Raw genomic sequence first — 25,570 nt, 5'->3', positions numbered from 1 at the left:
TCTCCTTAAACCACTTCTACTGTAACTTCATCAATACCATTGTACTTATATCCACCATGGTTCCATCCGATATCTTTTGCAAATGGCTGTTCATCTCCAAGACGATTAACTGCTTTTGCCATAAATGTCAGTTTTCCGTATTTTGTAGGTTTATATGAATACCTAAACTCCGTATAAGCATAACGTCCATTTTCTTGTTTGAGTTCTGCTTTTTCCCATGTTTTCCCACCATTAACAGAGACTAAAACTTCTCTAATTCCATGTCCGTCATCAAATGCCACACCTCTTACAACTACATGTGAATTATGATAGAGTTTCATCCCGTTTTCAGGATACCCTATCACTGATTTTACATTCATATTTGTTATTGGCTTTGTTGGTTTAAATTTATGCTTTGGCGTTTCACATTCACATTTATTGTCTGGAACACGGTATGCTACATCCATAAAGAAAAGAGATTTGTATTTATTTGTAACTGTAATATTACTTAACATTTTAACCCAACTGTCCGAATAGTATCCAGGAATAACCAAACGAAGAGGAAAGCCATTTAAATAAGGTAAATCCTCACCATTCATTTCATACGCAATAATGACATGATCATTTAACTCTTCAATCTCTAATTCTCTTACAAAATTCGGTGTTTCATAATAAGCTGCATTATCCTTACCGTTGAAACCGATCCAATGAGCATCTTTTTTCAAGCCTGCACGATTCAAAATATCACTTAACCGTACACCTTTCCATTTTGCACATCCCATAGCACCACTTCCCCATTGAATACCGCCTGCTATTGGTGTAAAAGCTGAACGGGAATTACCACCACATTGCAGTACTGCAGTTACTTCAACTTGTTCAAAATCATTTTTCAACTCTTTAAGAGAAATTTCCAACTCTTTTTCAACCAAACCATCGATTTTAATAGTAAAAGAATCTGTATCAATATAAGTCGGAATATCCGGAAGGTGCCATCTGACAAAAAATTCATCATTTTCAGTGATGCCGCGTGCAAATGTGCTTCTTGGTGATTCCAAAAGCGGTGGTCTGTCCGAATAGGTTATCAATGGTCTTTTTTCAGGGAAAGCCATATCAGAGACTTTTCTGGTATCAATTGGCTGATGTGTTTCACCGGCTGATAATGCAGTTGTACCTAAAATAGCAGCTGAAGCAGCCATAGAAGTTTTAAGAAATTCTCTTCTTTTCATATTTTTCCTTATAATTGTTATTTTGGTTTGGATTATATCGACAAATATTTAAAATGACTTAAAAGAGCTTTTTTTCCAATCTTTTTAAAAGATTTTCAAGCTCTTTGTATGATGTTATATAATCCGATTTTATCGCTTCTATTTCTTGAATCACACTGTTTAATTGAGAAAATATTTTTGGAAAACTTGCTGTTGTTTTTTCAAGTTCCTGCATATTCTTCACTGATAAAACAATCTGTTTTATTATCATTTCACTTTGATTCTTGACATTTAGAGGAGCATAGTTAATTTTGTCCGGACGTTTCAAAATTGCTATTTGTCGTAAAAATAAAATGCCCATTACAATAAAAGCTATCAGTAAATCATTATGAAACATTTTGACATCCCTCCTCAACCGAGTTAGGATTTATTGTATCATAATTTATTGTAAAACGATATCTACTATTTCTTTTGGATCTTTTACTACTACGGTATGTGTTCCATGCGCAGAAAATCCCCATGCTGCAAAAATCGCTTCAATGCCGGCATTGTGTGCACTTTTAATATCTTTTGAATTATCCCCCACCATCCATGCCTTATCTTTTTTTGCATCATAACTGTAAAAATTCAAAATCTTGTGTATCATATCGGGATGCGGCTTTGATGCCTGTACTTTATCTGCACCGACTATCATGTCAAACAAATCGGCTACATGTAAATGTTCCAGCATTGTCAGGGCAAACTGTGTCGGTGCATTTGTCGCAACTGAAAGCTTTACCCCCTTTACATGTAACCGCTCAAGCATCTCTTGGACACCATCATAAAGGTAAGGATGTTCTATACACTGCTTTTTATAATGTTTTTCAAAAAGAATTCTGTCTTTTTCTTCATAGATTTCAGTATTGTAAAAGAGTTTAGGAAGATTTCTTACCTCTTTGTTAATAGCATCCACTATAAACTCTTCGCTTAGTGGAGGCAGGTTATGATTTGTTTTTCTTACATAATTGACTGAGATGGTAATATCTTTTTTTGAATCAATCAATGTCCCGTCCATATCAAATATAACTATTTTTTTCATGATTTCATCTTTTTATAAATTTCCACAAGTGCTTCAACAAACAAATCACTGTCATTTGGACATTTACAGACTCTATACTCTTTAAATCCCAAATCCTGTGCTATTTCTCTGTACTCTACATCCAGCTCATAGTCTGTTTCCGAATTGTCAATAGTAAAGGCGATAGGAAAAATGACAACACCCCTGTTTCTGACTGTTTTGAGTTTGTCCTCAAGTGAAGGTTTGAGCCACTCCATACGCCCTACTTTTGACTGGTATGCCAAATGAACATCATGAAATGCCATCCCTTCTTTTTGCATCATCTCTTTTAAAATTTCCACATGACGTTTCACATGTTTTTCATACACATCTCCCGCATCTATAATTTTTTGCGGAAGTCCGTGTGCTGAAAAAACAATGTCAAAATCACGATACTCACTCTCTCCCACTGTATTTTGAATACTTTGAATAACTGCCCTGTTATATGTTTCATTTTGGAAAAAATGTTTTATTTCCACCAAAAGTGCATTGCCTTTACTCTTGTGATAGCACTCTTCAAAATCTTCAAGAGAGGACTTTGTCGTCGTTGTAGAGTATTGCGGATACAAAGGAATCAAGTATATTTTGTCCACATCCTCTTTAGCCAGTTTTTCCACTACTTCACAGGCAAAAGGCGGTGTATATCGCATGGCAAAATCAACTATAAATTTTTCACCCAGTTTTTTTTGCAGTTTTGACACAAGATTTTTTGTATGCCCGACTATAGGCGATTTTCCGCCCAGTTCTCTGTATATTTCCTGAGATGCTTCCGCACGGTTAAAGACAATCAGTCCGCCAACCATTTTTCTCACAAGATTGCTTTTCATCGTCAGTATGTTTTTATCTGCAAACATATTTTTTAAAAACATTTCTACTTCATTCAGGTTGTTTGGACCACCCATATTCAGTAATACTATCGCCTCTTTTTTCAATCTACTTCCTATTGTATATATACACTCAGCCAGACAACGACTTTTTTTGTTTTGAGAAGTGTATGCTTTGTATTTGCAGCTATAAACAGAGTATCACCGCTTTTTAATTTGTGTACTATACCATTTATTTCCAATTTTGCACAACCTTTGAGAACGACAAGCCATTCATCTCTCTCCTCAACAAAGGTTTGCGGAGTTTTCAGGGTGTTGCTTACTATAGTTTTTATTTCTACATTTTTCTTTTTTAAAAGTGTTTGAAATTTCTCACTGTCAGGTTCAGGCAGCTCATAATCAAAAATATTACTCATCTTCGACTCTCAGGCTGACTTCATACATAAACTGTTGCAGAGGCAGCATATCTTCATAAATTTCATAAAGCCTGTTTATAAGCTTCTCCCCGTCTTCTATAAGATGCGGGTCGAGTATCGTATAGGTTGCCATACCTTTATAAAGGCTCAAATCAGCATGTTCCATATCAGCATGAAATCCTTTAGGAAAACGCTTATAGCCTTTTTCAAGATGGGTGTAGTTTTTGTTTTTTGCTTTGATAACTTTAAGTATATTTGCGAGTTCGGCACGTTTGGCATCATTTTTAATGGTTTGCCGAAAAGCATCAAGCATCGGTTTTTCAAACCAGCGTACACCCACGGCTACATAAAGTTCTTCAGGCGAAAAGTGCAGATAAAAAGAGGAGCTTTGCATTCTCTTGCTGTTTCCCTGCCAAAATATTATGCCGATGCGCTCTTTTATAGGCATGGCAAGCGCATTTGGACGTCTTGAATCACGGTAGATTCTATACAGAGATTTGTTGATTTTTGGTATTGCGTTTATGGATGGTTCAAGTGCCTGCAGATGCTCTCCCATCTCTGTGACAAAAGCACGGGAGGGATTGAGAATGAGTGTTTCGTACTCCTGTTTATGAGCCGAAAACCACTCTTTGTTGTTGTTTTTTCGAATTGCTGCCAAAAACGGCAGTGTTTTTTTACTAAAACCTGTAAACTCCAAAGGTATTTCCTTTTTTACATTACAAATATATGTGTCAAACTAAAACTTAGTCATGAAAGACACAAAGCCCGTACTAAAGTACGGGTTCCAAAAAAGTCGCTTAACTTAATAGCATTGCGTTTAAAACCAAGGTTTTAAGCTTGCCTAAAATCTGGTATTTCTATGCTAATTTTCTGTTTCTAAAAGCAAGTGCAATAATTATAAACACTATTGCATAGGTTACCGGAACAAAGTCAGGAATAGGTACCGGATCCCCTTTTGCATACGAGTGCATACCCGCAAGATAATAATTCACTCCGAAATATGTCATCAAAACCGATGTAAATGCCAAGAGCGAGATTACACTGTAATTAAAGTCATTGTAAATAGATTTAATAAACCGTACATGGATAACAACGGCATAGACTAAAATAGTCACCAGTGCCCATGTCTCTTTTGGATCCCATCCCCAGTATCGGCCCCAGGATTCATTTGCCCAGACACCGCCTAAAAAGTTTCCGACTGTCAACAAAACAAGCCCGATGATCAAACTCATTTCGTTAATGGCATTCAACTCTTTAATAGAGAGCGAAATCTGCTTGTCATTTTTGTCATTTTTTACAATAAACAGCAACAGGGTGATAAATCCAAGCAATGCTCCAAGCCCCAGAAAACCATAACTTGCCGTAATCATTGATACATGTATACTCAACCAGTAAGAATTAAGTACAGGCACAAGATTGGTAATCTGCGGGTTCATCCAGCTCAAATGTGCCACAAACAGAATCAGACCTGCCAAAATTGACGTAGATGCCAGCGTAATAGGAGACTGCTTGGAAAAAATAAATCCTGCCAGAACCGTTGCCCATGCAATATATGTCATTGATTCAAAACCGTTTGACCATGGAGCATGTCCCGATATGTACCATCGCAGTGCAAGACCCAAAGTATGTGCAATAAAAAAGATACCTAAAAGTCCCAAAGAAACTTTTGTAATTTTTTGCATTTGAAATTTCGGTTTTAAAATTTTCACAAAACTTAAAATCAACAATACAAAGCCCATAATGAAATACAATGGCCAAAGAATTTCAAAAACATTTGAGTGGTTGTAAAAAATCTCTGCTTTTATTTTATTTTCACTCGGATAGACAGCAGAACCGTAGAACCTCTGATATTCGTCTATCTTTTTCAATCCTGCATCAGCGATTTTCCATTCTCCGTTTGAAAGAGCAGCATCGACAGCTGTGAAATAGGCTATCGCAATCATTCTGACTTTTTCAGCCTGAGAAGCATCAAATGTTTTTAAAGCCTCAATTGTTGCATACCATTTGTTATTAAGGTCATTCGGTTTTGGCCATATTTTCAACAGTGAACCTGTAAAAACCATATAAACAACATTTACTTTTTCATCAATTTTCAAGGCAGCTTTGTCTAACTTGTTTCTGTCTTTTGGAGCTTTTCTTGAAGCCTGTTCAACAAGAGACAAAAGCTTGTAACCCCGCATACCTGCAGGATCCTGAAAAAACTGTGCAAAAGAGGCATATTTTGCATCTTTTTTTATTCCTATGGCCTCATTTATTCTTTCATCACCCGTTCGAATAAGTTTTATGTCTTTGTAAACATCCGGTCGTATCATCATGCCCAGGATTACCTGATTTGCACTTAACTCTGTTTCTCCGACTTGCAATGTAGAACTTCTGTGTATTTTTGCCAATACTTCCAAAGCAAGTGTATCTATCGGCTTCATGCGTCCTTGTGTATCCTGCACTATCAAATGTCCAAATTTTTGTGCATGCTCTTCATCAAAAGAAAGTATGGTTTTTATAGCCGGATCAAGTTCAGCGGCTTTTGCCGGTGTCACTGCAAATGCCAAACCTGCAATCAACAATGCCGGAACTATTTTACACTCACTCGCTTTTTTTGCTTTTGCCGAAAGTTTGGCAAATCTGTGTTTTTTGGAAAAGAGTGCCCAAAACATTCCGAGTGCCAGTAAAAAATACCCTATATATGTCGGCAGTGTTCCTGGGTCATGGTTTACTGACAAAATTGTTCCTTTTTCATCCATATCATAAGAAGATTGGAAAAATCTGTAATTTCTGTGTTCCAAAATATGATTCATATATATTCTGTATTTCATATCAATTCCCATTTCCTTGTCTATAAGTTCCACTTCACTTGCATACGATGCCGGACTCATAGATCCCGGATATCTGTCAAGCTGGAAATCCAAAAGTTTTAAGGTAAAAGGAATTTTTATCTCTTTTGAACCATAGGCAACACTTACATGTAAACCATTTATATCCACTTCACTGGGAACACCAAGCATACCTTTTTGTGAGTATACCAGGACTTCTTTTTGTTTATCGCCACTGTGAACCAAAAATTTAAGCGCATCTACACCGGAAGCCCGCAGTATGGATTTTGGGTTTGAAACCACTTTTTTATGTGCATGCAGCATAAAATCACGCAAAACAAAACCGCCTAAATCACTGCTGTAAAGAACTCTTGTCTGAAGCGCTTCATGATCATTTGCATCCAAACTGCCTCTGGATCGGTCAGCCATTTTTAAGTAAGAAAGTTTCATATCATGCTTCAGGTACAACCTGCCGTCTTTTATATACAAAAACAAAACCGGTTTATCAAAATGTTCGCCTGAATTAAAATCCAGAATAAAACTTCCCGCATTATAAAACTTGCCCTCTTCAAGTGCTACAGGTTTTCCCTGTCCACTGCCTGTAACCATAAGTTTTGCTATTGCCTTGCCGTTTTTGTCTGCCACCAAAGTTTCTATGGCATTAGGAATGTACTCTACAAGCTTCACATCAACCTTTTTATTCTCAAGCTTCAAATACGCCTCAAAATCATTATTTCCTCTTTTTGAAAGATATAAAACTTTAGAGAATTTTTTTGTGTCACTGCCGTTACTGACTTTTATGCTTATATAGGGATCAGCACTTACAATTGAAGAAGCACTGCCTCCTTCACGAATATGCATAGTCCCTTCATAACCAAAATACCGCGTCACTGCCGCACCGACCAATATCACCAAGAACGCAATATGAAAGATAAAAATAGGCGCTTTAGAGAGTTTGTACATCTTAAATCGATAGATATTATACAAAAGATTCAAAGCCAATAAACCCAGCAAAACCTCAAACCATCGTGCATTATAGATTTCTGCTTTTGCAGTCATCGTTCCATAGTCATTTTCAACTATCGTTGCATACCCTATTGTAAATGCAAAAATAAGCATTAAAATTGCCATCGTATGCATTGAACCAATTAAAGAGAGAATTTTTTTCATGTTTAACCTTTTAAAAAAAAATTATTATACTTGCAATAAGATAATAATAAACTAACCTAAAAACAATCACGCCTTTTTAACTTACATTTTAATTTTCACTTCAAAACATTTTTTCTGCACAGTGCATAAATTTACACTTCCGCCGTGTGCCTCGGCAATCTGACGGGAAAGAACAAGTCCTAAACCGTTGCCTTTGAGCTTTGTGCTTTTAAATGCTTCAAAAAGCTCTTTTTCATTATCTATAGCCACACCACTGTCATATATCTTAAAGATGTGATATATTCCATCATTTTCATAGGTTATTTCAACCCTTCCCTCTTCGTTTTCATCCTCTTCTATCGCATCAATGGCATTGGTGATAAAGTTTGCAAACAGCATTTCAAGTAAATCTTTGTCTGCATGCATAAAAAAATCCTCTTTTGGAAAAACAAACTCTATCTCTTTTGAATATCCGTAATAGGCTATCGCCATATCCAGAGACTCTTTGAGCTGACTCCACGGTATAAGATCTTTTTGTGTCTGCACACCTTTTGAAAACATCAGTGTCGCTTTAATGATTCGCTCAATTCTATAAACTGATTTTTGTATCTCTTCGACTATTGGAATATTTTCAGGAAGTACCCGTTTTTTAAGTGTCGAACTCATCAAAGAAATCGCACCTATAGGGTTCCGTATTTCATGGGAAAGGTGGGCTGCCATCTGTCCCATAGTGGCAAGATTTTCTTTTCGCTTTTGTTCTGTAATATCTGTTGCAGAGAGCATCACTTTGTCTTTATAGGTAGAACTCTTGACAAGGTAGGAGTGTGCATTAAAAGTAATTTCATAATCTTCATCACGGTACTCCAAAAGCTTTAAAAGCTCCCATAACTCTCTTGCATGGGAATTTTGCAAAAAAACAGTGTTATCACTGTTAAGAATCCAAATAGCATTAGGGAGAAATTCAACAACCTTTTCAACAGTATCCTGCAGGTGTGCATACGAGGCCTTTAACTCATTAAACTCATTCTCAACCTTATAAGTCTGCTGAATAAGAACATTAAGTTCCTGCGGTGTAATAGATGCCATTAAGCACTGAGTCCTGTCAAAATTTTATACAAATCATGTGCATCATCACTGCCGGCAAGTTCGCGTATGGAATGCATTGCCCAGGTTGGCAGTCCTACATCTATGGTGTCTATTCCTAAACGCGAAGCCGTGATGGGTCCTATGGTGGAGCCACATCCCATATCGCTTCTTGTCACAAAATTTTGCAGCCTTACATGTAACAATGAAGCGTTATACTTAAACTTTGCTATTGTTTTGTCATTGGAGGCATATCGCTGATTTGCATTGACTTTTATGACAACACCTTTGTTTATATGCGGGGCATGATTGCTGTCATGTTTTGCCGGGTAATTTGGATGAATTGCATGGGCATTGTCTGCACTTATCATCAAAGAGCTTCTTGTCATCTGCATATACTCTTCATAATCATCAAACATTCTGTGCAGGGTATTTTCTAAAAAACTGCCCCCTGCTCCGCTCGTCGATTCACTCCCCACCTCTTCATGGTCACTTGCGATGAAAAGCATAGGCTTGTCTGTATTTACACTGCAAATACTAACCATGCCTGTGTAACAACTCAGCAGATTATCAAGCCGCGCACTTGCAATAAAATCATTCCGCAGCCCTACAAATTCTGCTTTTTGTGTATCATAAAAGCTCAACTCACTTGCATAAATTTCTTCGACATCTCCAATACCGTTGTTTGCAAGCTGCCATTTAATAAATTCATCAAAATCAAAATCTTCATTTGTGCTCAAAACCGGACAGATATCTGTCTGTTTGTTCACCGTTCTCTCTTTGTTGGCTTTGTCGTCCAAATGAATGGCTAGCGATGGAATAACAGCGATTGGCTTTTGCACATTAATCAAGATACTTTGCAAAGTCTTGTTTGCATCAAGATAACTTACCCGACCCGCTAAAGACAAATCTCTGTCAAACCAGGGATTTAAGAGCAGTCCGCCGTAAGGCTCAACACCGAATTTCACCACACCATGCTCTTTTATTACAGGATTTGGCTTGAGTTTCAGGTTTGGCGAATCGGTATGTGCCCCAACCATCACATAATTTTTTTCTGTTTTTGGGTAGGTAAAGGCAATTATTGAAGAGCCATTGCGTGTGACATAATACTTTTGTCCTGCTTTAAGTTCCCATTTATCTGTTTCATCAAGCTTGATAAATCCTGCATTTTCAAACATCATTGCCATATTTTGCGTCGCATGAAAAGGCGTAGGCGAAGCATCCAAAAAGCCTAAAAGTCCTTCGTTGAAATCTTGTTTATTCATCTGTTTATCCTATTATATCCACAAATTCATTGCCTTCAAGCGCAGTTATGAGCTGTGCATTTACATGTATGGCGGAATCTATGACGACATTGTGCAGTTTTGATACTATGGTAATTTTAAGCGGTCTGTTCCCCGGATTTTGCCTGATAAGCGTATAAAGTTTTTCCAGTACATCAAAATTACTGCTCAGTCGTACAGCCAAATTAATTGGCTCCGGCGGCGCTTCTTGAATCTCTGTTTTTACTTTTTTTGTCTCTTTCTTTGCCTGTTTGAGTGTCATTAGCTTTGTAACATTGAGTCGTGGTCCAAAATCAGTATGCGTGACTCTTGCCTTAAAAGCAACAGGTTCTTCCAAGTCCATTTCACTGAGTTGTTCGAGCTTATCGGAAAAAAGCATAATTTCAATATTTCCATGAAAGTCCATCAGGTTGACAATACCGAACTGATTCCCTTTTTTAGAGATTTTTTTCGTTATCTCTTCTACTTTTCCTATAAATATAGCAAAAGAGCCGTCTTTGATGCTTTCAAGTTCTGATGAGAGTGTATAATTTAGCTCATCCAATTCTTGTCTGAAATTATCCATCGGATGCCCGGAGACATAAAATCCCAAAGTCTCTTTTTCAAACTCTAAAATCTCTTTGAGTTCATATTCGTCTGAGTTTGTAAGTTCGAGTTTTACGGTTGTAATCTCTTCATCATCTCCAAAAAGAGAACCAACTGCATTTTTCTTTGCTTCACTCGCTTTTTTTGCCGTCTCCACAATCAGTTCTATCTGGTCTAAGAGTGCTTTTCGTGAGTAGCCGTATCTGTCAAATCCGCCTGACTTTATAATGGCTTCAATAACACGCTTGTTTACTTTACTTGGCTCGATTCTGTTGACAAAATCCTGCAAAGAGGTATAGTCGCCGTTTTCTTCGCGCTCTTCTATCATGGCATAAATAGCTGCTTCTCCAACCCCTTTTATACCGCCCAAACCAAACAAAATAATCTCCTGCTGATTTTTCGTAATAGCAGAAAATTCCAAATAAGAGTCACAGATATCAGGAGGAGAAAGTGCTATGCCCATTCGCTTGACTTCATCTATATAGCGCACTACTTTTTCTGTATTGTCTTTGTCTGAGGTTAAAAGTGCTGCCATAAATTCATTGGGATAATATGTCTTGAGCCATGCCGTTTGAAAAGTAACCATGGCATAGGCTGCCGAGTGTGATTTGTTGAAACCGTATCCGGCAAACTTTTCAATCAAATCAAAGAGTTCTGAAGCCGTTTTATAATCAAGCCCCTGTTTGGCTGCACCCTCGGAGAACTCTTTGTTGTATTTAAGCATCTCCTCGACTTTTTTCTTCCCCATGGCACGGCGCACAATATCTGCACCACCGAGAGAAAATCCACCGATAGTCTGCACAATCTGCATAACCTGTTCTTGATAAACTATAACTCCGTAGGTAGGCTTGAGTATCTCTTCAAGTGCGGGAAAAACATAGGTAATTTCCTGTCGTCCGTGTTTACGCTCGATGAAATCATCAAGCATCCCTGATTCCATAGGACCCGGACGATACAGTGCCAGGACCGCAATCAAATCCTCAAAGTTTGAAGGTTTTAAACGACGGTTCAGATCCTGCATACCGGATGATTCTATCTGAAACATTCCGACTGTTTCACCGGTCTGAATGACATCATACACATTTTTGTCATTTTCGTCTATCTGATGCCAGTCTATCTCCTTGTTGTATCTTCTTTTAATGAGTTTGATTGCATTGTCAATAACATCGAGTGTTTTTAGACCCAAGAAGTCAAACTTGATTAAATCGACATCTTCCATATAGTTGAGTGAATACTGTGTGACAAAGGTATCTTCCCCGGAAGGCTTGTATATAGGTGTTTTTTTCCATAACTCTTCATTGCTTATAACGACACCGGCAGCGTGCATTCCTGCATTTCGCTTGAGCCCTTCAAGCTTTTTGGCAAATTCCCAAACCCGTCCGACCTGAGGATCACTCTCTATGAGTTCTCGAAGTTTTGGCTCTTTTTGAAAAGCACCCTCTTTAAACTCTCCGTTTTTTGTTTTACCGTTAAGTGTAATGCCGAGTTCATCGGGTACAAGTTTTGCCATCTGGTCGGCTTTACTAAGCGGCATATCCAAAACACGTGCCACATCCCGAATGACTCCCTTGGCAAGCAAAGAACCAAAAGTAATGATTTGGGCAACCTGATTACGCCCGTATTTTTTTGTGACATAGTCTATCACTTCTCCGCGGCGCGCCTGCATAAAATCCATATCAATATCGGGCATACTCACACGCTCAGGATTTAAAAAACGCTCAAAAAGCAGGTCGTATTTCATCGGGTCAATGTCGGTAATCTCCAAAGAGTAGGCAACCAGGCTTCCGGCAGCACTTCCCCGTCCTGGACCTACTGCAATACCCAGACGCTTTGCCTCTTTAACAAAGTCCCAAACAATCATCATATAACCGGGAAATTTCATAGAGTTAATGATGTTCATCTCAAATTCCAGCCTGTCACGATACTCCTGATGCTTCTCTTTTGGAACAATTTTCAGACGCTTTTGGAGTCCCTGTCGGCATTTGACAATGAAAAATTCAGCATCATTCTTATCAGCAGCACTCATCCACTTTTTTTTCTCTTCTTCTGTGGCATTTTCAGGTAAAGGGGGATCATCTTCAAAGTCTATATCAAGCCCCTCTTCTTTTGCATACTCCTGCGTAAATTTAAAGTTGGGCGGTGTCGGTGATTTTACAATGGGTACAAAATCTTCTATTTTGTCTGTAATTTCCTGCGTATGTTCTAAAGCTTCCGGAATATCGGCAAAAAGCCGTGCCATCTCATCAGGAGATTTTATATAAAACTCATGTACCGAGTGACGCATACGATTTGGATCATCATAAAGTTTATTCATCCCTATGCACATAAAGGCCTCATGGTACTGGGCATCTTCAGGATAGGTATAGTGTGTGTCATTTGTCGCCACAACTTTAATACCTGTTTCTTTGGAAATTTTTAAAATCTGCTCATCTATGTAGAGTTGATCCCCGATACCGTGACGCATCAGTTCAAGGTAAAAATCATCACCGAAAATATCCTGATACTCCCGAGCGACATCTAAAGCACCCTCATATCCGAGCGCACCGTTTTTGACATTTCTTTCATTTTGCAGATTTAGGTGCCAGTTTACTTCTCCCTGAAGACATGCAGAGGTACAGATAATCCCCTCACTGTGTTCTCTCAGCTCTTTTTTGTTGATTCGCGGGAAATAGTAAAAGCCCTCTATAAAGGCTTTGGAGGAGAGGTACATCAGATTTTCATATCCCTTTTTATTTTTGGCATATAAACAGATATGAAAACGCTGTTTTGTACTTTTATCGCCAAGAGTCTCACCGTTGTGAATGTACCCTTCCATACCGATAATAGGCTTGAGTCCGGCATTTTTCATCTGCTTGTAAAAATCAATAGCTCCAAACATATTGCCGTGATCTGTCATAGCAACACTTGTCATCCCAAGTTCTTTGACTCTTGAAACAAGGTTTGAGAGTTTGTTTGCACCGTCTAACAGTGAGTATTCTGTATGAAGATGTAAATGTGTAAAGGAAGGTTTTGCACTCAAAAATCACTCCGTTTTTTAGTATGTAAAGAATAGAGTGATTATAGTTAAAATGACTTAATTTGAGGTAAGAAGATGAAAAAAAGCTCCTTATTTAAGAAGCTTTTTCCATGCTTTTTTTATTTTTTTTACAAGCTTCTCCGTAATGCCTTTTATTTCTGTCAGCATATTCGGATTTTGATGCAATACACCAATTACCTCATCCACATCACCAAAATGTTCCACTATTTTTTTTACTTTCTTTTTCCCTATGCCTTTTACAGATGTTAAAAAATCACTCAGTTCTTCTTGTGTAATTTTCACCTCATCACTAAAAGACTCCTGTGATTCATCTTTCGTAGGCTTTGGAACTTCTACATTCGAATCTTTCTTCAAAGAACGCAACGGTTTAAGCGAGAGTTTATCCTGATAATTCCATTTTTCACTCGGCCACTCCTCACTGTATCGTGGTTTGACGGCAGAAATTTTATACTTTTTATCCAGTTCATGCAGATAAACTTCTTTGTCACCATACATTTTCTTCTTTTTACCAAAGTAGGCACCGTCATAACTTGCACGATATTCACCAAAAGTAATGTGTCGCATTGTTCGCAGTAAATCCGGAGAGATTTTTCCCAGCTCTTCCCAGTTAAACATTGGAATATGCGGTTTTCTAAATCTTCCCTCGCTTAAAAGCCACATCAGGTATTCCCCGATCCAGTCTCTTATATAAGGAAAAGCGGCAAATGCAGTCGCACACTCTAAAATACGGACCTTCCCGTCTTTACCGTAAGCCACATCACAGGCCCAGTATTCTGCTTTTGCAGCCTTGGAGACTTTTACTGCCAAATCAAGTACGGATTTTGGTACATCATTATAATCCATACTGCCGCCCTGGGAAGTATTTGTCAGCCATTCCCCCTCAGGCGCACGACGCCAAAAGGCACATACAGGTTTATGCCCTATGAGCATAACACGAATGTCTGCCTCCATCGGCACAAAATCCTGCACATAAACGGGATGATATCTTTTTTCTTCCAAAAGTGCTTTTGCTTCCTCATAACTGTCGACTTTATGCACAAAATAACCGCCGTAATTTGAAGGTCCGTAGGACTTTTTTATGATTTTAGGGTACTTTGCTTTTTTCAGTGCTTCATCCGCTTTTTTATGATTGTAGTAAATATAGGTCTTTGGAATCGGCAAGTCATATTTCCAGGCAAACCGTGTCACATTCTCTTTTGATTTGTTAGAAAACTGTGTATCCAAAGAAGGAATAAAACGCACATGAGGCAAGGCTCGAGCAATTTCACGAAATGTCTCATAAGCAGTAGCAGGAATATTGCCGATAAGTACATCAATTTTTTTGTCTTTGACCTCTTGAATAAATCTCTCTTTATCATTTTTCCAGTGATATGTCACTGTTTCTATTTTGTTTGGCCACCCTTTGAAATTGGAGTGGTCAAAAAATCTCAGGACATAGTCCATATACAAAAGGCCTAATTTCGGTAACTCTTTATTGCTTAATCCCATGCTGCTTATTCCTTAATCAGTGAAGTTAAATTATTTAACTTTTTCTAAATACTCGCCGTCAACTGTATTGACTTTAACAGTATCACCCTCTAGCACATGATACGGTACCTGAACAACAGCACCGCTTTCGAGTGTTGCAGGTTTTTTGCTTCCGCTTGATGTATCACCTTTAAAATTCGGCGGTGTTTCTGTGATAACAAATTCCATTACTTCCGGAGCCTGCACAGAAATCGCCTTGCCTTTGTAAAACACAATATCAACGTTGATACCGTCTTTAAACCATTTAGAAGCATCATCACACTGCTCATATGTCAAGCCAAGCTGATCATATGTTTCATTATCCATAAACTGATACATCTCTCCGTCATCATACAGGTACTGCATTGTTTTGTATTCAATCACAGGCACTTCAAACTTGTCACCCGCATGCACTGTTTTTTCCACTACTTTACCGTTTAAAAAGCTTTTCATTTTCATACGGACAAATGCTGCCCCTTTCCCCGGTTTTACATGTTGGAACTCTACTACTTTATACGGAACTTCCCCTACTATCAGACGCACATTTTTTTTGATATCACTCATACCGATTGTTGCCATTCACTCACCTTTAAAAATATTTTTACAATTCTATAATAAATGGGCTTAGAAGTCTCTAATAGCATTGCAAATATCTGATTAGTGACATTTTATAATTATTTGCTATTTTAAATCGCAAGATTAAGCAATTCTTAATATATAGAGGCGTACTATTTATAAAAAGCAAACTGGAGCTAAAAATGGAAATTTCATCATCATTAAATACTATAACTGTAAAAGGCAATATCAAGGCTATAAGCCATTATGAAGAAATAAAAAACGAAATTGAAAAGATGATTGACAATTCTCCGGATATAAAATATATAAAAATTCTCATTTTGGAATCCATCTCCATTACCTCCTCTATTATAGGATACCTGTGTAAACTCGTGGACGACGGGATAAATCTTGAGGTACACATACAAAATGAAGGTTTGCATGAACTTTTGGATGATTTGAATCTGGTTCCTTTATTGAATGTAAAAAAACTCTCCGCGCATTGATGAATGACTATATATCAGACATATATAAAACTTTAAATATATTATGTGTTGAAAACGATACAAAAACGATACAGATATATAAAAACATTTTTACCGATATGTTCAAAAATGTATATTGTGCCAAAAACGGTCTAGAAGGTTTTAACAGCTTTCAAAAAAATGAAATAGATATTGTTATTACCAGATACAGTATGCCGATATGCAACGGACTGCAAATGAGCAAAAAAATACGCAAAGTGGATACTTCTGTTCCAATAGTACTGGTAACTTCTTTTCAAAGTATTGAAATTCTCAAAGAAGCAATTGATCTGCATATTGCAAGCTTTTTAAAACGACCTTTTACTGTCTCTTCTTTAGTCTCAATATTCAATCAGGCAGTAAAATCCATCATAGTTGACAGATGTATTATGAAAGAACAGGACCAAAAAATAAAATACAGCAATTATCAGGAAGGTATTACTTTTGCAAAAGAAAAAATTATTACAAAAAATGATTTGGAAGAGGACAACAGGCTTCTAAAACTTACATGTAAAGCCGTCTATAAGCCAAAAGACACGCTCAGCGGAGACAGCTATATTATACGAAAGTTAAATGAAAATGAGTATTTTATCTTTTTGGTAGACGGTATGGGCAAAGGCATCTCTGCTTCTGTGACTGCAATGCTGTGCAGTTCTTTTGTCAACTACTCTGTTGATTTGCTAAAAGAAGAAAAAAAACTGTTTTCGCTTGAGACATTACTCAACTCGTTAGTGAAGTTTATACGACCAAATTTACTAAAATATGAAGTACTTTGTGCGCATTTTTTACATTTTAAGCACAATACCCTGAGTTATGCGATTTTTTCTATGCCTCCTCTACTCTATATGCTCGATACCGATGAAGTATGCAAACTCAAATCCAACAATACTCCTCTGGCATCCTATACAAAAAAATTTACTGTTGACACACTGGATATACAAAAACTTAAAAAAATGATTCTCTACAGTGACGGTTTGAATGAGAACACGGTTCATAATTCACAAGAGAGTTATAATGCATATATTGCAGAAGATTTTATGCAGGCAAACAGTGTTGAGGAATTTGAAAATTTGTATCAAAAAAAGATAGAAATACAAGAAGATGATATCACCTATATTTTACTGACATAAATTAGCTATAATTTCACAAAATTTTAAAATGAGTGGAGAAATATGGAATTTACTTTAGATGCAACTTCAAAAAATGCCCGTGCGGGAACTCTTAAAACAGCCCATTCCACCATTAAAACACCTGTTTTTATGCCTGTCGGTACTATAGGCAGTGTGAAATCTTTGGATGCACATGATGTTTTAGAATTACTCGGTGCCGACATCATTTTGGCAAACACCTACCATATGTATCTGCGTCCCGGAGACAAAACGGTTGCCAAGATGGGCAAGCTTCACGGCTTTACACAATACCCTAAAAGTTTTTTGACAGACAGCGGCGGTTTCCAGGCATTTTCATTAAGCGACATCTCAAAATCAAAAACTGACGGTATAGAGTTTCGCTCCCACATTGACGGCAGCAAACACTTTTTTACACCTAAAAAGGTAATAGACATCCAACACAATCTCGGTTCTGACATCATGATGATTTTAGATGATTTGGTTGCACTGCCGGCAACACAGGAGCGCATAAAACTCTCTATAGAACGGACAACTGCCTGGGCAGAAGAATCAATAGAGTACTTTCGTGCAAAGCAAAAAGAGGGTGTGGGCGTTGAACAGAATATTTTTGCCATAATTCAAGGCGGCACAGACAAAGCGTTTCGAACAAAAAGTGCGACCGAACTGTGTGCTTTGGATTATGACGGTTTTGCCATCGGCGGGCTCTCTGTAGGAGAACTCAACAATGAAATGTACGATACGGTAGAACATACCGTACAATATATGCCAAAAGACAAACCCCGTTACCTGATGGGTGTCGGTACACCGGAAGATTTAATAGAAAATATTGAACGCGGCATCGATATGTTTGACTGTGTAATGCCCACAAGAAATGCAAGAAACGGCACGCTTTTTACCTCATTTGGGAAAATAAACATCAAAGGGGCCAAGTTCAAAGAAGATCCTTTACCTATAGACCCTGAGTGTCAGTGCCTTACATGTAAAACATACAGCCGTGCCTACATCAACCATCTATTTCGTGCGCGTGAAATAACCTACTTCAGACTTGCTACGATTCACAACCTGCATTACTATCTCAACCTGATGAGAGAAGTTCGTGAGGCTATTTTAGCAGACAGCTTTGCAGAGTATAAACAAATATTTTATGCAAAAAGAAGTTGATTTTCAAGTAATTTAAACATAAAAGCAATTCAGCCCGCACTGAAGTACGGGTTCCAAAAAGACTTCGGAATCGGTACTTCAGTGCCGACTGTTGTTACTTTTTATCACTCTCTTCCGGCATTGGAATAGCAGTTCCAAAAAGTGCTTCGCCGTTATAAAGCGACTGGGCATTGTGGATAACTTTTTTTTCATTTGTGTCAAAAAGCACAATGTCTGCTGCATTTTGTCCTACCTCTATAATTCCTGCTTTCGTATTGATACATTTGGCAGGATTTTGTACAGTCAATTTTACTAATTCGCTCATAGAGATCATCCCTGATTTTACCAGTTTTGTATAATAAATCGAAAGTGCATCTTCAAGTGCTTCACATCCATAGGCCGCATCAAAGAACGCCACTTCTTTATTTACAGGTGAATTTGGCTGATGCAAAACACTCAGAACATCAATATCACCATTTTTTAAAGCATTTTGCAAAAGAATGACATCTTCCCTGCTTGCTAAAGGAGGATTGAGTTTTGCCGTTGTATTAAAACCTTCACAGGCTTCATCGGAATAAATCAAGTGATGTACGGAGACTTCACAGCTTACATGGACACCCTCTTTTTTTGCCTTAGTGATAAGCTCTATAGAACGAGGTGAGGCAATGGACTTAAAGAGTATTTTAATATTGAAATATCTTGCTATTTCTATCATTCGTGATACATGTAATACTTCACTCAGCTCAGGAATTCCTGCCAGTCCGAGTTTTGAGCTGACATCTCCTTCAAGCATTACACCGGCATTAATCAAAGAGTTGTCCTCAGGCTTGCAAAAGAGTGTTACGTCATACATCTTGACATATTCTGCTATTTTAATAGCAATATTGTTTTTTGCTATCGTGCTCATATAAGGGGCCACAACACCTTTTTTTAATAAAATCGCGATATTTGAAAGCGCCATATCTTCTTTTAAAGCGTTCAGCATAAAATCAATCTTTACGCCCTTGATATCTTTGACACCGTTTTGTGCAAATTCCAAAACAACTTCATTGTCAATAGCAGGTGTTGCATCGGCATTTAATACAATATGCCCTACTCCGCCTTTTCTTGCCTCTTTCGCAAGTGTTTTTATATTTTTTGCATTTAAAGAAGAATCCAGCACTCTTACATTGGTATCTATAAGACTCGGCAACAGATAGGCACCTTGGGCATCTATAACATTTTCATCCTGCAAATTTTCACCTATGGCGACAATCACACCGTCTTGTATCTGTACATCGACATTTCTTTCTCCGTTTACGTCACACACTACGGCATTTGATATAAGCATTTCAGACCACCTTTGATATAATGTCCGTATTATAAATTATTAAGGCTTAAAACTCATGAAAATTCTTGTATCAGCACTCGAACACTCTGCAAATATGCATCTCAGATCATTACAAAAAGAGTTGGCCGATGATGTTGAATTTATAGGTATCTTTGATAAAAATCTGGGAGAGCCCATTGTGGATTTGAGAAGCCTTGCTATTATGGGTTTTGTGGATGCTTTGAAAAAATTACGGTTCTTTTTCAAACTTGCAGACGAAATGACAGAACTTGCAAAAGAGGCGGATAAAATACTGCTGATAGACTCTTCCGGCTTCAACCTGCCTCTGGCAAAAAAAATCAAAAAAAGATACCCGCAAAAAAAGATAATCTACTATATACTGCCCCAAGCCTGGGCCTGGAAGAAAAAACGCATTCCCGTGCTTGCCAAAACTATAGACAGGTTATGCTCTATTTTACCTTTTGAGCCGAGTTACTATCCAAAAGAAGCTCCTATAGAATATGTCGGGCATCCATTACTTGACCAAATTACACACTTTAAAGAATCCCTCAGGGACGAAGTACAAAATGTCGTGTTTATGCCCGGCAGTCGAAAAGGTGAAATTACAAAACTCATGCCTGTTTTTAGGGAACTTGTGCAGCACTTACATGTAAAGGCAACACTGGTTATACCTGAGCATTTTTCCCAGACAGACATCAAGTCATTATATGGAGATATAAGTGATTTTGACATCACGCATGAACCGCATAACGCCCTTTACAATGCAGATTTTGCTTTTATCTGCAGTGGAACGGCTACACTTGAAGCGGCACTCATAGGTGTGCCTTTTGTTTTGAGTTACATTGCAAAACCGTTTGATTATTTTCTAGCAAGCAGACTTGTGAAACTGGATTATCTTGGTCTTGGGAATATTATGTTTTCACAGTATAAAAAGGAGGCACTGCATCCTGAGTTTATTCAGAAGGATGTGACTGTAGAAAATCTTTTAAATGCTTATAAAGAGTATGACAGAGAGAAATTTTTACAAAATTCCCAATCTTTAAGAGAATATCTGCAGCATGGGAGTTCTCAAAGAGTGGCAGAAATTCTTTCCCGTTAGCGTCAAACTAATGCCTTTATGTATCTTTTGGTTTGCGGGCTTGAATGCTTATTTTTTTCCCTGTAAGCTTTTCTCTTGGCTTCCCGTCATAACGGTGATTACGCTCGCCGCTTTTTCCTGAAAATTTTGCTTTGCCGTTTTCATCTTTGCCTAAAAACTTGTTGGGTACTTTTTTCTTTTTTGCCCATTTGTTCTCTTTTTCATCATCCTTTGTAAAATCACCTTTTGGCTTGTCAAACTTCGGCTTTTCCTGTGTAGAACTTTCATACCGTTTTTTAGCAACTTCTCTTATCTCATCTTTTGAGAGTTTTTTTCTTTTTGGTTCATCTGAATCTTTAGATTCTTTTTGCGGATATGCAAAACCTTCAACTGTTTCTTGTTTAATGGCACGTCCAAGCAAAGTTTCTATAGCATGCAGGGCTTTTTGCTCACTCTCATCCAACAGCATTACGGCCTTGTGTGTAGCTTTTGACACTCTTGCTATATAGACGATGGCTTTGATCGGCATATCATAACTGATCAAAAAACCACAGGTCAAATCTTTGTTTTTTACAAGTTCTCTGTCTTCTATGACCGGAATCTCTTTATTGTCCAGCTCTTCTTTAAGTGCTTGAGAATTGCTTGCACAAACAATTAAAATATCTTCATTCTTGTTTTCTTCTATAATTTTATTTAAAAGTTCTGTTTTTTTATCATCCGGGCAGGGATAAATACGATGGTTGTTTGGTTTAATGGCAATGGTCTCAGCAGGCATTTGGTGTCCTATAAAAGTATTTTTGAAATTATACCCACAAATGCCATAAATTATGCTATTATAGAAGAATAAACAAAAGACTTGTTTAAGTCTTCATTAGGAAAAAACGATTCAAAAAGAAATTACATTTAATTCACTCGGTCTTTCAGCGCCGATTTTAAAAGCTGTCAAAGAACAAGGGTATGATATACCTACACCCATTCAGGCAAAGGCGATTCCCGTCATTTTACAAAAAAAAGATATTTTGGCAGGTGCACAGACAGGAACAGGAAAAACCGCAGGTTTTACACTGCCTCTTTTGGAGTTGCTTTCACGCAAAAAATCTTCAAAGCAAAAGCATAAAGTCCGTGCACTTATTTTGACGCCGACACGTGAGCTTGCACTGCAGGTTGCCGAAAATGTCGCATTGTATGCCAAACATACCCCTTTTAAATCAACTGTTATTTTTGGCGGTGTAAAGATTAACCCGCAGATTACACAACTGCGAAAAGGCATTGATATTGTCATTGCAACACCGGGACGTCTGCTTGACCATATTTCCCAAAAAACAATCGATTTGAGAGAAATAGAGTTTTTGGTACTAGATGAAGCGGACAGAATGCTCGATATGGGTTTTGTCAACGACATTAAAAAAATTGTCAACATTATTCCAAGCGAACGACAAACCCTGCTTTTTTCTGCAACCTATTCCGATGCCATTAAAAAACTCTCAAACCAGTTTTTAAGATCTCCTACGCTTATAGAAGTAGCCCGCACAAACGAGTCAAACACCAGTGTAGCGCAGAGTGTCTATCCTGTTGACAAGACAAGAAAAAGAGAACTCTTAACCCATCTTATACATGAGGGAAAATGGCAGCAGGTTCTTGTTTTTACCCGTACCAAGCACGGCGCAAACAAACTCAGCGGACAGCTTGAAAAAGAGGGTATTTCATCAGTTGCCATTCATGGAAACAAAAGCCAAAATGCACGAACAAAAGCGCTTGCTGATTTCAAAAAAGGAGATGTGAGAGTTTTGGTAGCTACAGATATTGCAGCCCGCGGTATTGACATCGACCAGCTGCCTCATGTCGTTAACTTTGAACTGCCTAATGTCAGCGAAGATTATGTACATCGCATCGGACGAACCGGCCGTGCAGGCAATAAAGGTGAGGCAATCAGCCTTGTCTGTGTTGATGAAGATGAGTTTTTAGGCAATATAGAAAAGCTGATAAAAAAAGATATACAAAAGGTATGGCTCAAAGGTTTTAAACCCGATCCGAGCATCAAAGCGGAACCTATCAATATGGGTGGAAACCGAGGCTCAAGAAACAAGCCAAGAGGAAACTCCCGCGGCTCAAATGCCAACAGAAGCAGAGCAAGAAGATAACTCTTCTACTCTGTAATATCTTTCAAAATAGATTCGAAATCTTTTTGTGCTTTTAAGAGTGTCGCTTTCGCCTCTTTGTCTTCAACTTTTGCAGAACTCAGCCAGTTATACACAGCCGGAAAACCTACGACAACTTTATTTTCTCCTTTTTTCTTATACAACATTGTTGTACATGGTGCAAATGCCGATGCTTCAGGTCTGCTTTTTGAAACAGTATAAATAACCGGCAGTTTACAGATAGAGTAAGTAATATAAAAATCAAACGGCGATTCTTTTGTTCCGTCTTGTGTAAGTACTTCGTTGAGATCCATAAACTGGGGAACAACAAACCCGTATGGTTTAAATGCGCCTTCAAGGTTCATTTGAAGTTCATCCAGCACATCATCAGGGTCTTCATCCTCATCTACTTCCATCTCATAAACTGTTACTAAATTATGTGATGTTTTTAAACTGTCTTCACTGTAAGTATGCTTTGCTTTTGGAAAATTCTTTTTTATCACTGCAAGCACGTCTGTTTCTATCTTTTTCAGAAGAGACAGGTCTTTAATCCCTAATATTTTTCCCTGTGCCTCTGCGCTCAACACAGAAAAATGCAAAGTATTTTCATTTTTTGCCTGATAGATTCCCATACCCATCGGTGTAAAAACACCCGCTTTTGGATATTTAATCACCAAATCTCTTGTGTATTTTTTACTCCAGAATGTCATTAAAGTAAAAACTTTGTATTGTGTCTCTTTAAACTGTTTTTTAAACGGTCCTATCATATTGCTGTTAAGCTCTACATGGAAACCGCCGTTGTTCAGCGCCTGTTCAATAGTATATGGAGTAATTTTTCCATCTTTGTTTTCTATACTGAAAAGATGCAAGTCTCCTTTTGCCTGGAGTGAAACTGCACAAAAAAGTACAATTGCCAGTGTAATTAGTTTTTTCATTTTTCTTTTCCTATGGTTTAATATAAATCCAACCTGCTTTAACACTCTCCAGCAGTTCAACCACACCTGCGGTTACTACAACGGAGCCGTCAACAAGGTCTTCTTTTTTTATATGCAGTGTCCGCATTGTGTTACCACACGCAACAAATTCTACATCATACTGCATCAGAGCATCTACGCGCACAGCAGTCTCTTTCACATGTCTGTCCAAAAGTTTTATCCCCTTGGAATAGGCAACGATTTTCATCTCTACTTTTTCCGGTCCGTAAAACTTCAAAACATTGTTTGCGACACTGAGTATGTGATCCAGTGCATGCGGAGAATCTTCTGTGACTGAAAAGACAATTTGTCTCGGATTGTCTATAGAAGGTTTGGGCTCTGCATACTCTGTATCTGCAAACGAGAGAATACAAAAGCTTAGTAAAATTAGTGTAAATTTTAGCATGAATTATCCTTTATTTTATGTTTTTTGTTAAATCTTTAAAATCCTGAATATTCCATGAACCCGGAATCTGTTTAATTATTTTTTGATTTTTATCTACAAAGAAAAAAGTCGGTGTAAAATATACATGTAATCCCAAAGGCAGTTCATCAAAATCAAGGTTCAATTCCACGGGAATGAAACGCTCTTCTATCCATTCTGACATTTCCGGATCATCAAAAACCTCTTTTTTCATTTTGATGCAGTACTGACAATCCGAACGTATGACATCTATCATAATAATTTTATTGTTTTGTTTTTGGATTTTTAACGCTTCTTCATAAGTATGAAATTCAAGACCCCATAAAGAAAAAGCACTTAACAAAACTAAAAATATAATTTTACTCATCTTCCCACTCCAACATTCTATAAGCTGTTTCTACATTCTGTCTGTGGATGGAATCATAAAAAGGGTCATTTTCATACTTTTTCATTTTAACCTCATTTACAACATCAGCGATATCTTCACCCGCTTCCAGCCTTTTTTTTACTTCTTTTTTTAAGGTTTTCAGATAATTATAGGTAAAATCAACGGCTTTTTTATCTATATTTTCTCCATGCCCGCCAATAATATACTGAACATCCATTTTCTTTATTTGTTCAAGAGCCTCCAACCAGCCGCTTATATCTCCATCTCGAAGTGAGGGAAGTCTTTGATTAAACACAAGATCACCTACAAAGACAATTTTTTTACTTGGTATGTAAACGTAAAGATCACTGTTTGTGTGCGCTTTATGATTTACACTTTTGATATATACTTTGTTTCCGTTAATCTGTAAAACTTTTTCTTTTTTTACAAAAACAGTCGGAAAGACCTGTGTCGTTTTTTTATATGCCTCGGCAGATATTCTTCTTTGCATGCGTGTTTGTTCCAACTTAGGAAGTTCTTTAAATGCCTCTGATCCTATGATTTTGGCACCAAGTGTCGCATAGTAACTATTTCCAAGCCAATGATCATCATGAACATGTGTGTTTATAACATAAGAGACAGGAAGATTTTTGATAGCTTTCATCTTTTGATATGCCTGCTGGGCATACTGATACGTGGGACCACTATCTATCACAAGATAGCTGCTCCCAAGGGTAACAAAACATGAATTGGACATGTTTCCGTTGTTATGCTCATCCATCACTTCTGGTAGCCCAAAAAAGCAGTGAGTGGTGATCTCATCTACTTTTTCAGGCTGAAGTTTGTAATCGTAAGAAAGGAGAGAATGAAATAATACAATACTCAACAAAAATGACTTCAAAGCATAACCTTTATAATTGTGATTAAACTACTTCTC

23 protein-coding genes are annotated in these 25,570 nt (G+C 37.7%); 5 read left to right on the top strand and 18 right to left on the bottom strand.

What is annotated here, in order from left to right:
* Window positions 1-5 precede the first annotated feature (5 nt).
* The 12 genes from ETP70_RS05100 to efp form a co-directional block, all read right to left on the bottom strand.
* Window positions 6-1,205, bottom strand: coding sequence for a molybdopterin-dependent oxidoreductase (locus tag ETP70_RS05100; protein WP_151900170.1), 1,200 nt, complete (start codon window positions 1,203-1,205; stop codon window positions 6-8).
* Window positions 1,206-1,263: 58 nt separating this feature from the next.
* Window positions 1,264-1,581: a hypothetical protein gene (locus tag ETP70_RS05095; RefSeq protein WP_151900169.1), complete on the bottom strand. Its 318-nt coding sequence runs from the start codon at window positions 1,579-1,581 to the stop codon at window positions 1,264-1,266.
* 45 nt (window positions 1,582-1,626) lie between these two features.
* Window positions 1,627-2,262: an HAD family hydrolase gene (locus ETP70_RS05090; RefSeq protein ID WP_151900168.1), complete on the bottom strand. Its 636-nt coding sequence runs from the start codon at window positions 2,260-2,262 to the stop codon at window positions 1,627-1,629.
* On the bottom strand, window positions 2,259-3,212 hold the full coding sequence (hemH, locus tag ETP70_RS05085) for a ferrochelatase (RefSeq protein WP_151900167.1): 954 nt from the start codon (window positions 3,210-3,212) through the stop codon (window positions 2,259-2,261). The genes ETP70_RS05090 and hemH overlap by 4 nt, the downstream gene beginning before the upstream one ends.
* Before the next feature lie 8 nt (window positions 3,213-3,220).
* Window positions 3,221-3,520, bottom strand: a complete 300-nt coding sequence (locus ETP70_RS05080) for a cupin domain-containing protein (protein ID WP_151900166.1) — start codon at window positions 3,518-3,520, stop codon at window positions 3,221-3,223.
* Window positions 3,513-4,217: a DUF2461 domain-containing protein gene (locus ETP70_RS05075; protein WP_151900165.1), complete on the bottom strand. Its 705-nt coding sequence runs from the start codon at window positions 4,215-4,217 to the stop codon at window positions 3,513-3,515. Before ETP70_RS05075 ends, ETP70_RS05080 begins: the two co-directional genes overlap by 8 nt.
* Before the next feature lie 160 nt (window positions 4,218-4,377).
* On the bottom strand, window positions 4,378-7,500 hold the full coding sequence (locus ETP70_RS05070; RefSeq protein WP_151900164.1) for a cytochrome c biogenesis protein: 3,123 nt from the start codon (window positions 7,498-7,500) through the stop codon (window positions 4,378-4,380).
* 81 nt (window positions 7,501-7,581) lie between these two features.
* Complete coding sequence (locus tag ETP70_RS05065; protein WP_151900163.1) at window positions 7,582-8,565, bottom strand: sensor histidine kinase; 984 nt, start codon at window positions 8,563-8,565, stop codon at window positions 7,582-7,584.
* On the bottom strand, window positions 8,565-9,827 hold the full coding sequence (locus ETP70_RS05060; protein WP_151900162.1) for a M18 family aminopeptidase: 1,263 nt from the start codon (window positions 9,825-9,827) through the stop codon (window positions 8,565-8,567). Before ETP70_RS05060 ends, ETP70_RS05065 begins: the two co-directional genes overlap by 1 nt.
* Before the next feature lie 4 nt (window positions 9,828-9,831).
* Entirely contained in the window at window positions 9,832-13,449 is a 3,618-nt protein-coding gene (dnaE, locus tag ETP70_RS05055; RefSeq protein ID WP_151900161.1) for a DNA polymerase III subunit alpha, read from the bottom strand.
* Window positions 13,450-13,536: 87 nt separating this feature from the next.
* Window positions 13,537-14,955: an ATP-grasp domain-containing protein gene (locus ETP70_RS05050; RefSeq protein WP_151900160.1), complete on the bottom strand. Its 1,419-nt coding sequence runs from the start codon at window positions 14,953-14,955 to the stop codon at window positions 13,537-13,539.
* Window positions 14,956-14,985: 30 nt separating this feature from the next.
* Entirely contained in the window at window positions 14,986-15,552 is a 567-nt protein-coding gene (gene efp / locus ETP70_RS05045) for an elongation factor P (RefSeq protein ID WP_151900159.1), read from the bottom strand.
* 179 nt (window positions 15,553-15,731) lie between these two features.
* On the opposite strand from efp, the gene ETP70_RS05040 reads away from it, so the two are divergent.
* The 3 genes from ETP70_RS05040 to tgt are packed head-to-tail and all read left to right on the top strand — an operon-like array spanning window position 15,732 to window position 18,343.
* Window positions 15,732-16,034, top strand: a complete 303-nt coding sequence (locus tag ETP70_RS05040; RefSeq protein WP_151900158.1) for a hypothetical protein — start codon at window positions 15,732-15,734, stop codon at window positions 16,032-16,034.
* Complete coding sequence (locus ETP70_RS05035; RefSeq protein ID WP_151900157.1) at window positions 16,034-17,182, top strand: response regulator; 1,149 nt, start codon at window positions 16,034-16,036, stop codon at window positions 17,180-17,182. Before ETP70_RS05040 ends, ETP70_RS05035 begins: the two co-directional genes overlap by 1 nt.
* A 42-nt stretch (window positions 17,183-17,224) precedes the next feature.
* Complete coding sequence (gene tgt / locus ETP70_RS05030) at window positions 17,225-18,343, top strand: tRNA guanosine(34) transglycosylase Tgt (RefSeq protein ID WP_151900156.1); 1,119 nt, start codon at window positions 17,225-17,227, stop codon at window positions 18,341-18,343.
* Between the two features lie 94 nt (window positions 18,344-18,437).
* Here tgt and ETP70_RS05025 read toward each other — a convergent pair whose 3' ends face one another.
* Window positions 18,438-19,652, bottom strand: a complete 1,215-nt coding sequence (locus ETP70_RS05025) for an amidohydrolase family protein (RefSeq protein ID WP_151900155.1) — start codon at window positions 19,650-19,652, stop codon at window positions 18,438-18,440.
* A gap of 55 nt (window positions 19,653-19,707) precedes the next feature.
* Between ETP70_RS05025 and lpxB the strand changes: the two genes are divergently transcribed.
* On the top strand, window positions 19,708-20,751 hold the full coding sequence (gene lpxB / locus ETP70_RS05020) for a lipid-A-disaccharide synthase (RefSeq protein ID WP_151900154.1): 1,044 nt from the start codon (window positions 19,708-19,710) through the stop codon (window positions 20,749-20,751).
* A gap of 16 nt (window positions 20,752-20,767) precedes the next feature.
* Here lpxB and ETP70_RS05015 read toward each other — a convergent pair whose 3' ends face one another.
* A complete protein-coding gene (locus ETP70_RS05015) occupies window positions 20,768-21,505 on the bottom strand; it encodes a DEAD/DEAH box helicase domain-containing protein (RefSeq protein WP_151900153.1) in 738 nt (245 codons plus the stop codon).
* 121 nt (window positions 21,506-21,626) lie between these two features.
* Here ETP70_RS05015 and ETP70_RS05010 point away from each other — a divergent pair, with 121 nt between their 5' ends.
* On the top strand, window positions 21,627-22,871 hold the full coding sequence (locus tag ETP70_RS05010; protein ID WP_151900152.1) for a DEAD/DEAH box helicase: 1,245 nt from the start codon (window positions 21,627-21,629) through the stop codon (window positions 22,869-22,871).
* Window positions 22,872-22,876: 5 nt separating this feature from the next.
* Here ETP70_RS05010 and ETP70_RS05005 read toward each other — a convergent pair whose 3' ends face one another.
* The 4 genes from ETP70_RS05005 to ETP70_RS04990 are packed head-to-tail and all read right to left on the bottom strand — an operon-like array spanning window position 22,877 to window position 25,534.
* Entirely contained in the window at window positions 22,877-23,803 is a 927-nt protein-coding gene (locus ETP70_RS05005) for a DUF302 domain-containing protein (protein WP_151900151.1), read from the bottom strand.
* A gap of 10 nt (window positions 23,804-23,813) precedes the next feature.
* On the bottom strand, window positions 23,814-24,248 hold the full coding sequence (locus ETP70_RS05000; RefSeq protein ID WP_151900150.1) for a DsrE family protein: 435 nt from the start codon (window positions 24,246-24,248) through the stop codon (window positions 23,814-23,816).
* 10 nt (window positions 24,249-24,258) lie between these two features.
* Entirely contained in the window at window positions 24,259-24,633 is a 375-nt protein-coding gene (locus ETP70_RS04995) for a thioredoxin family protein (protein ID WP_151900149.1), read from the bottom strand.
* The gene (locus ETP70_RS04990) at window positions 24,626-25,534 is read right to left on the bottom strand and encodes an MBL fold metallo-hydrolase (protein WP_151900148.1); all 909 of its coding nucleotides are present in this window, start codon (window positions 25,532-25,534) and stop codon (window positions 24,626-24,628) included. Before ETP70_RS04990 ends, ETP70_RS04995 begins: the two co-directional genes overlap by 8 nt.
* Window positions 25,535-25,570: the final 36 nt, after the last annotated feature.

Source organism: Sulfurimonas hydrogeniphila (assembly GCF_009068765.1).
In the GTDB taxonomy this organism is placed as follows: Bacteria; Campylobacterota; Campylobacteria; order Campylobacterales; family Sulfurimonadaceae; genus Sulfurimonas; species Sulfurimonas hydrogeniphila.
This window is presented reverse-complemented; position numbering and strand designations above follow the sequence as displayed.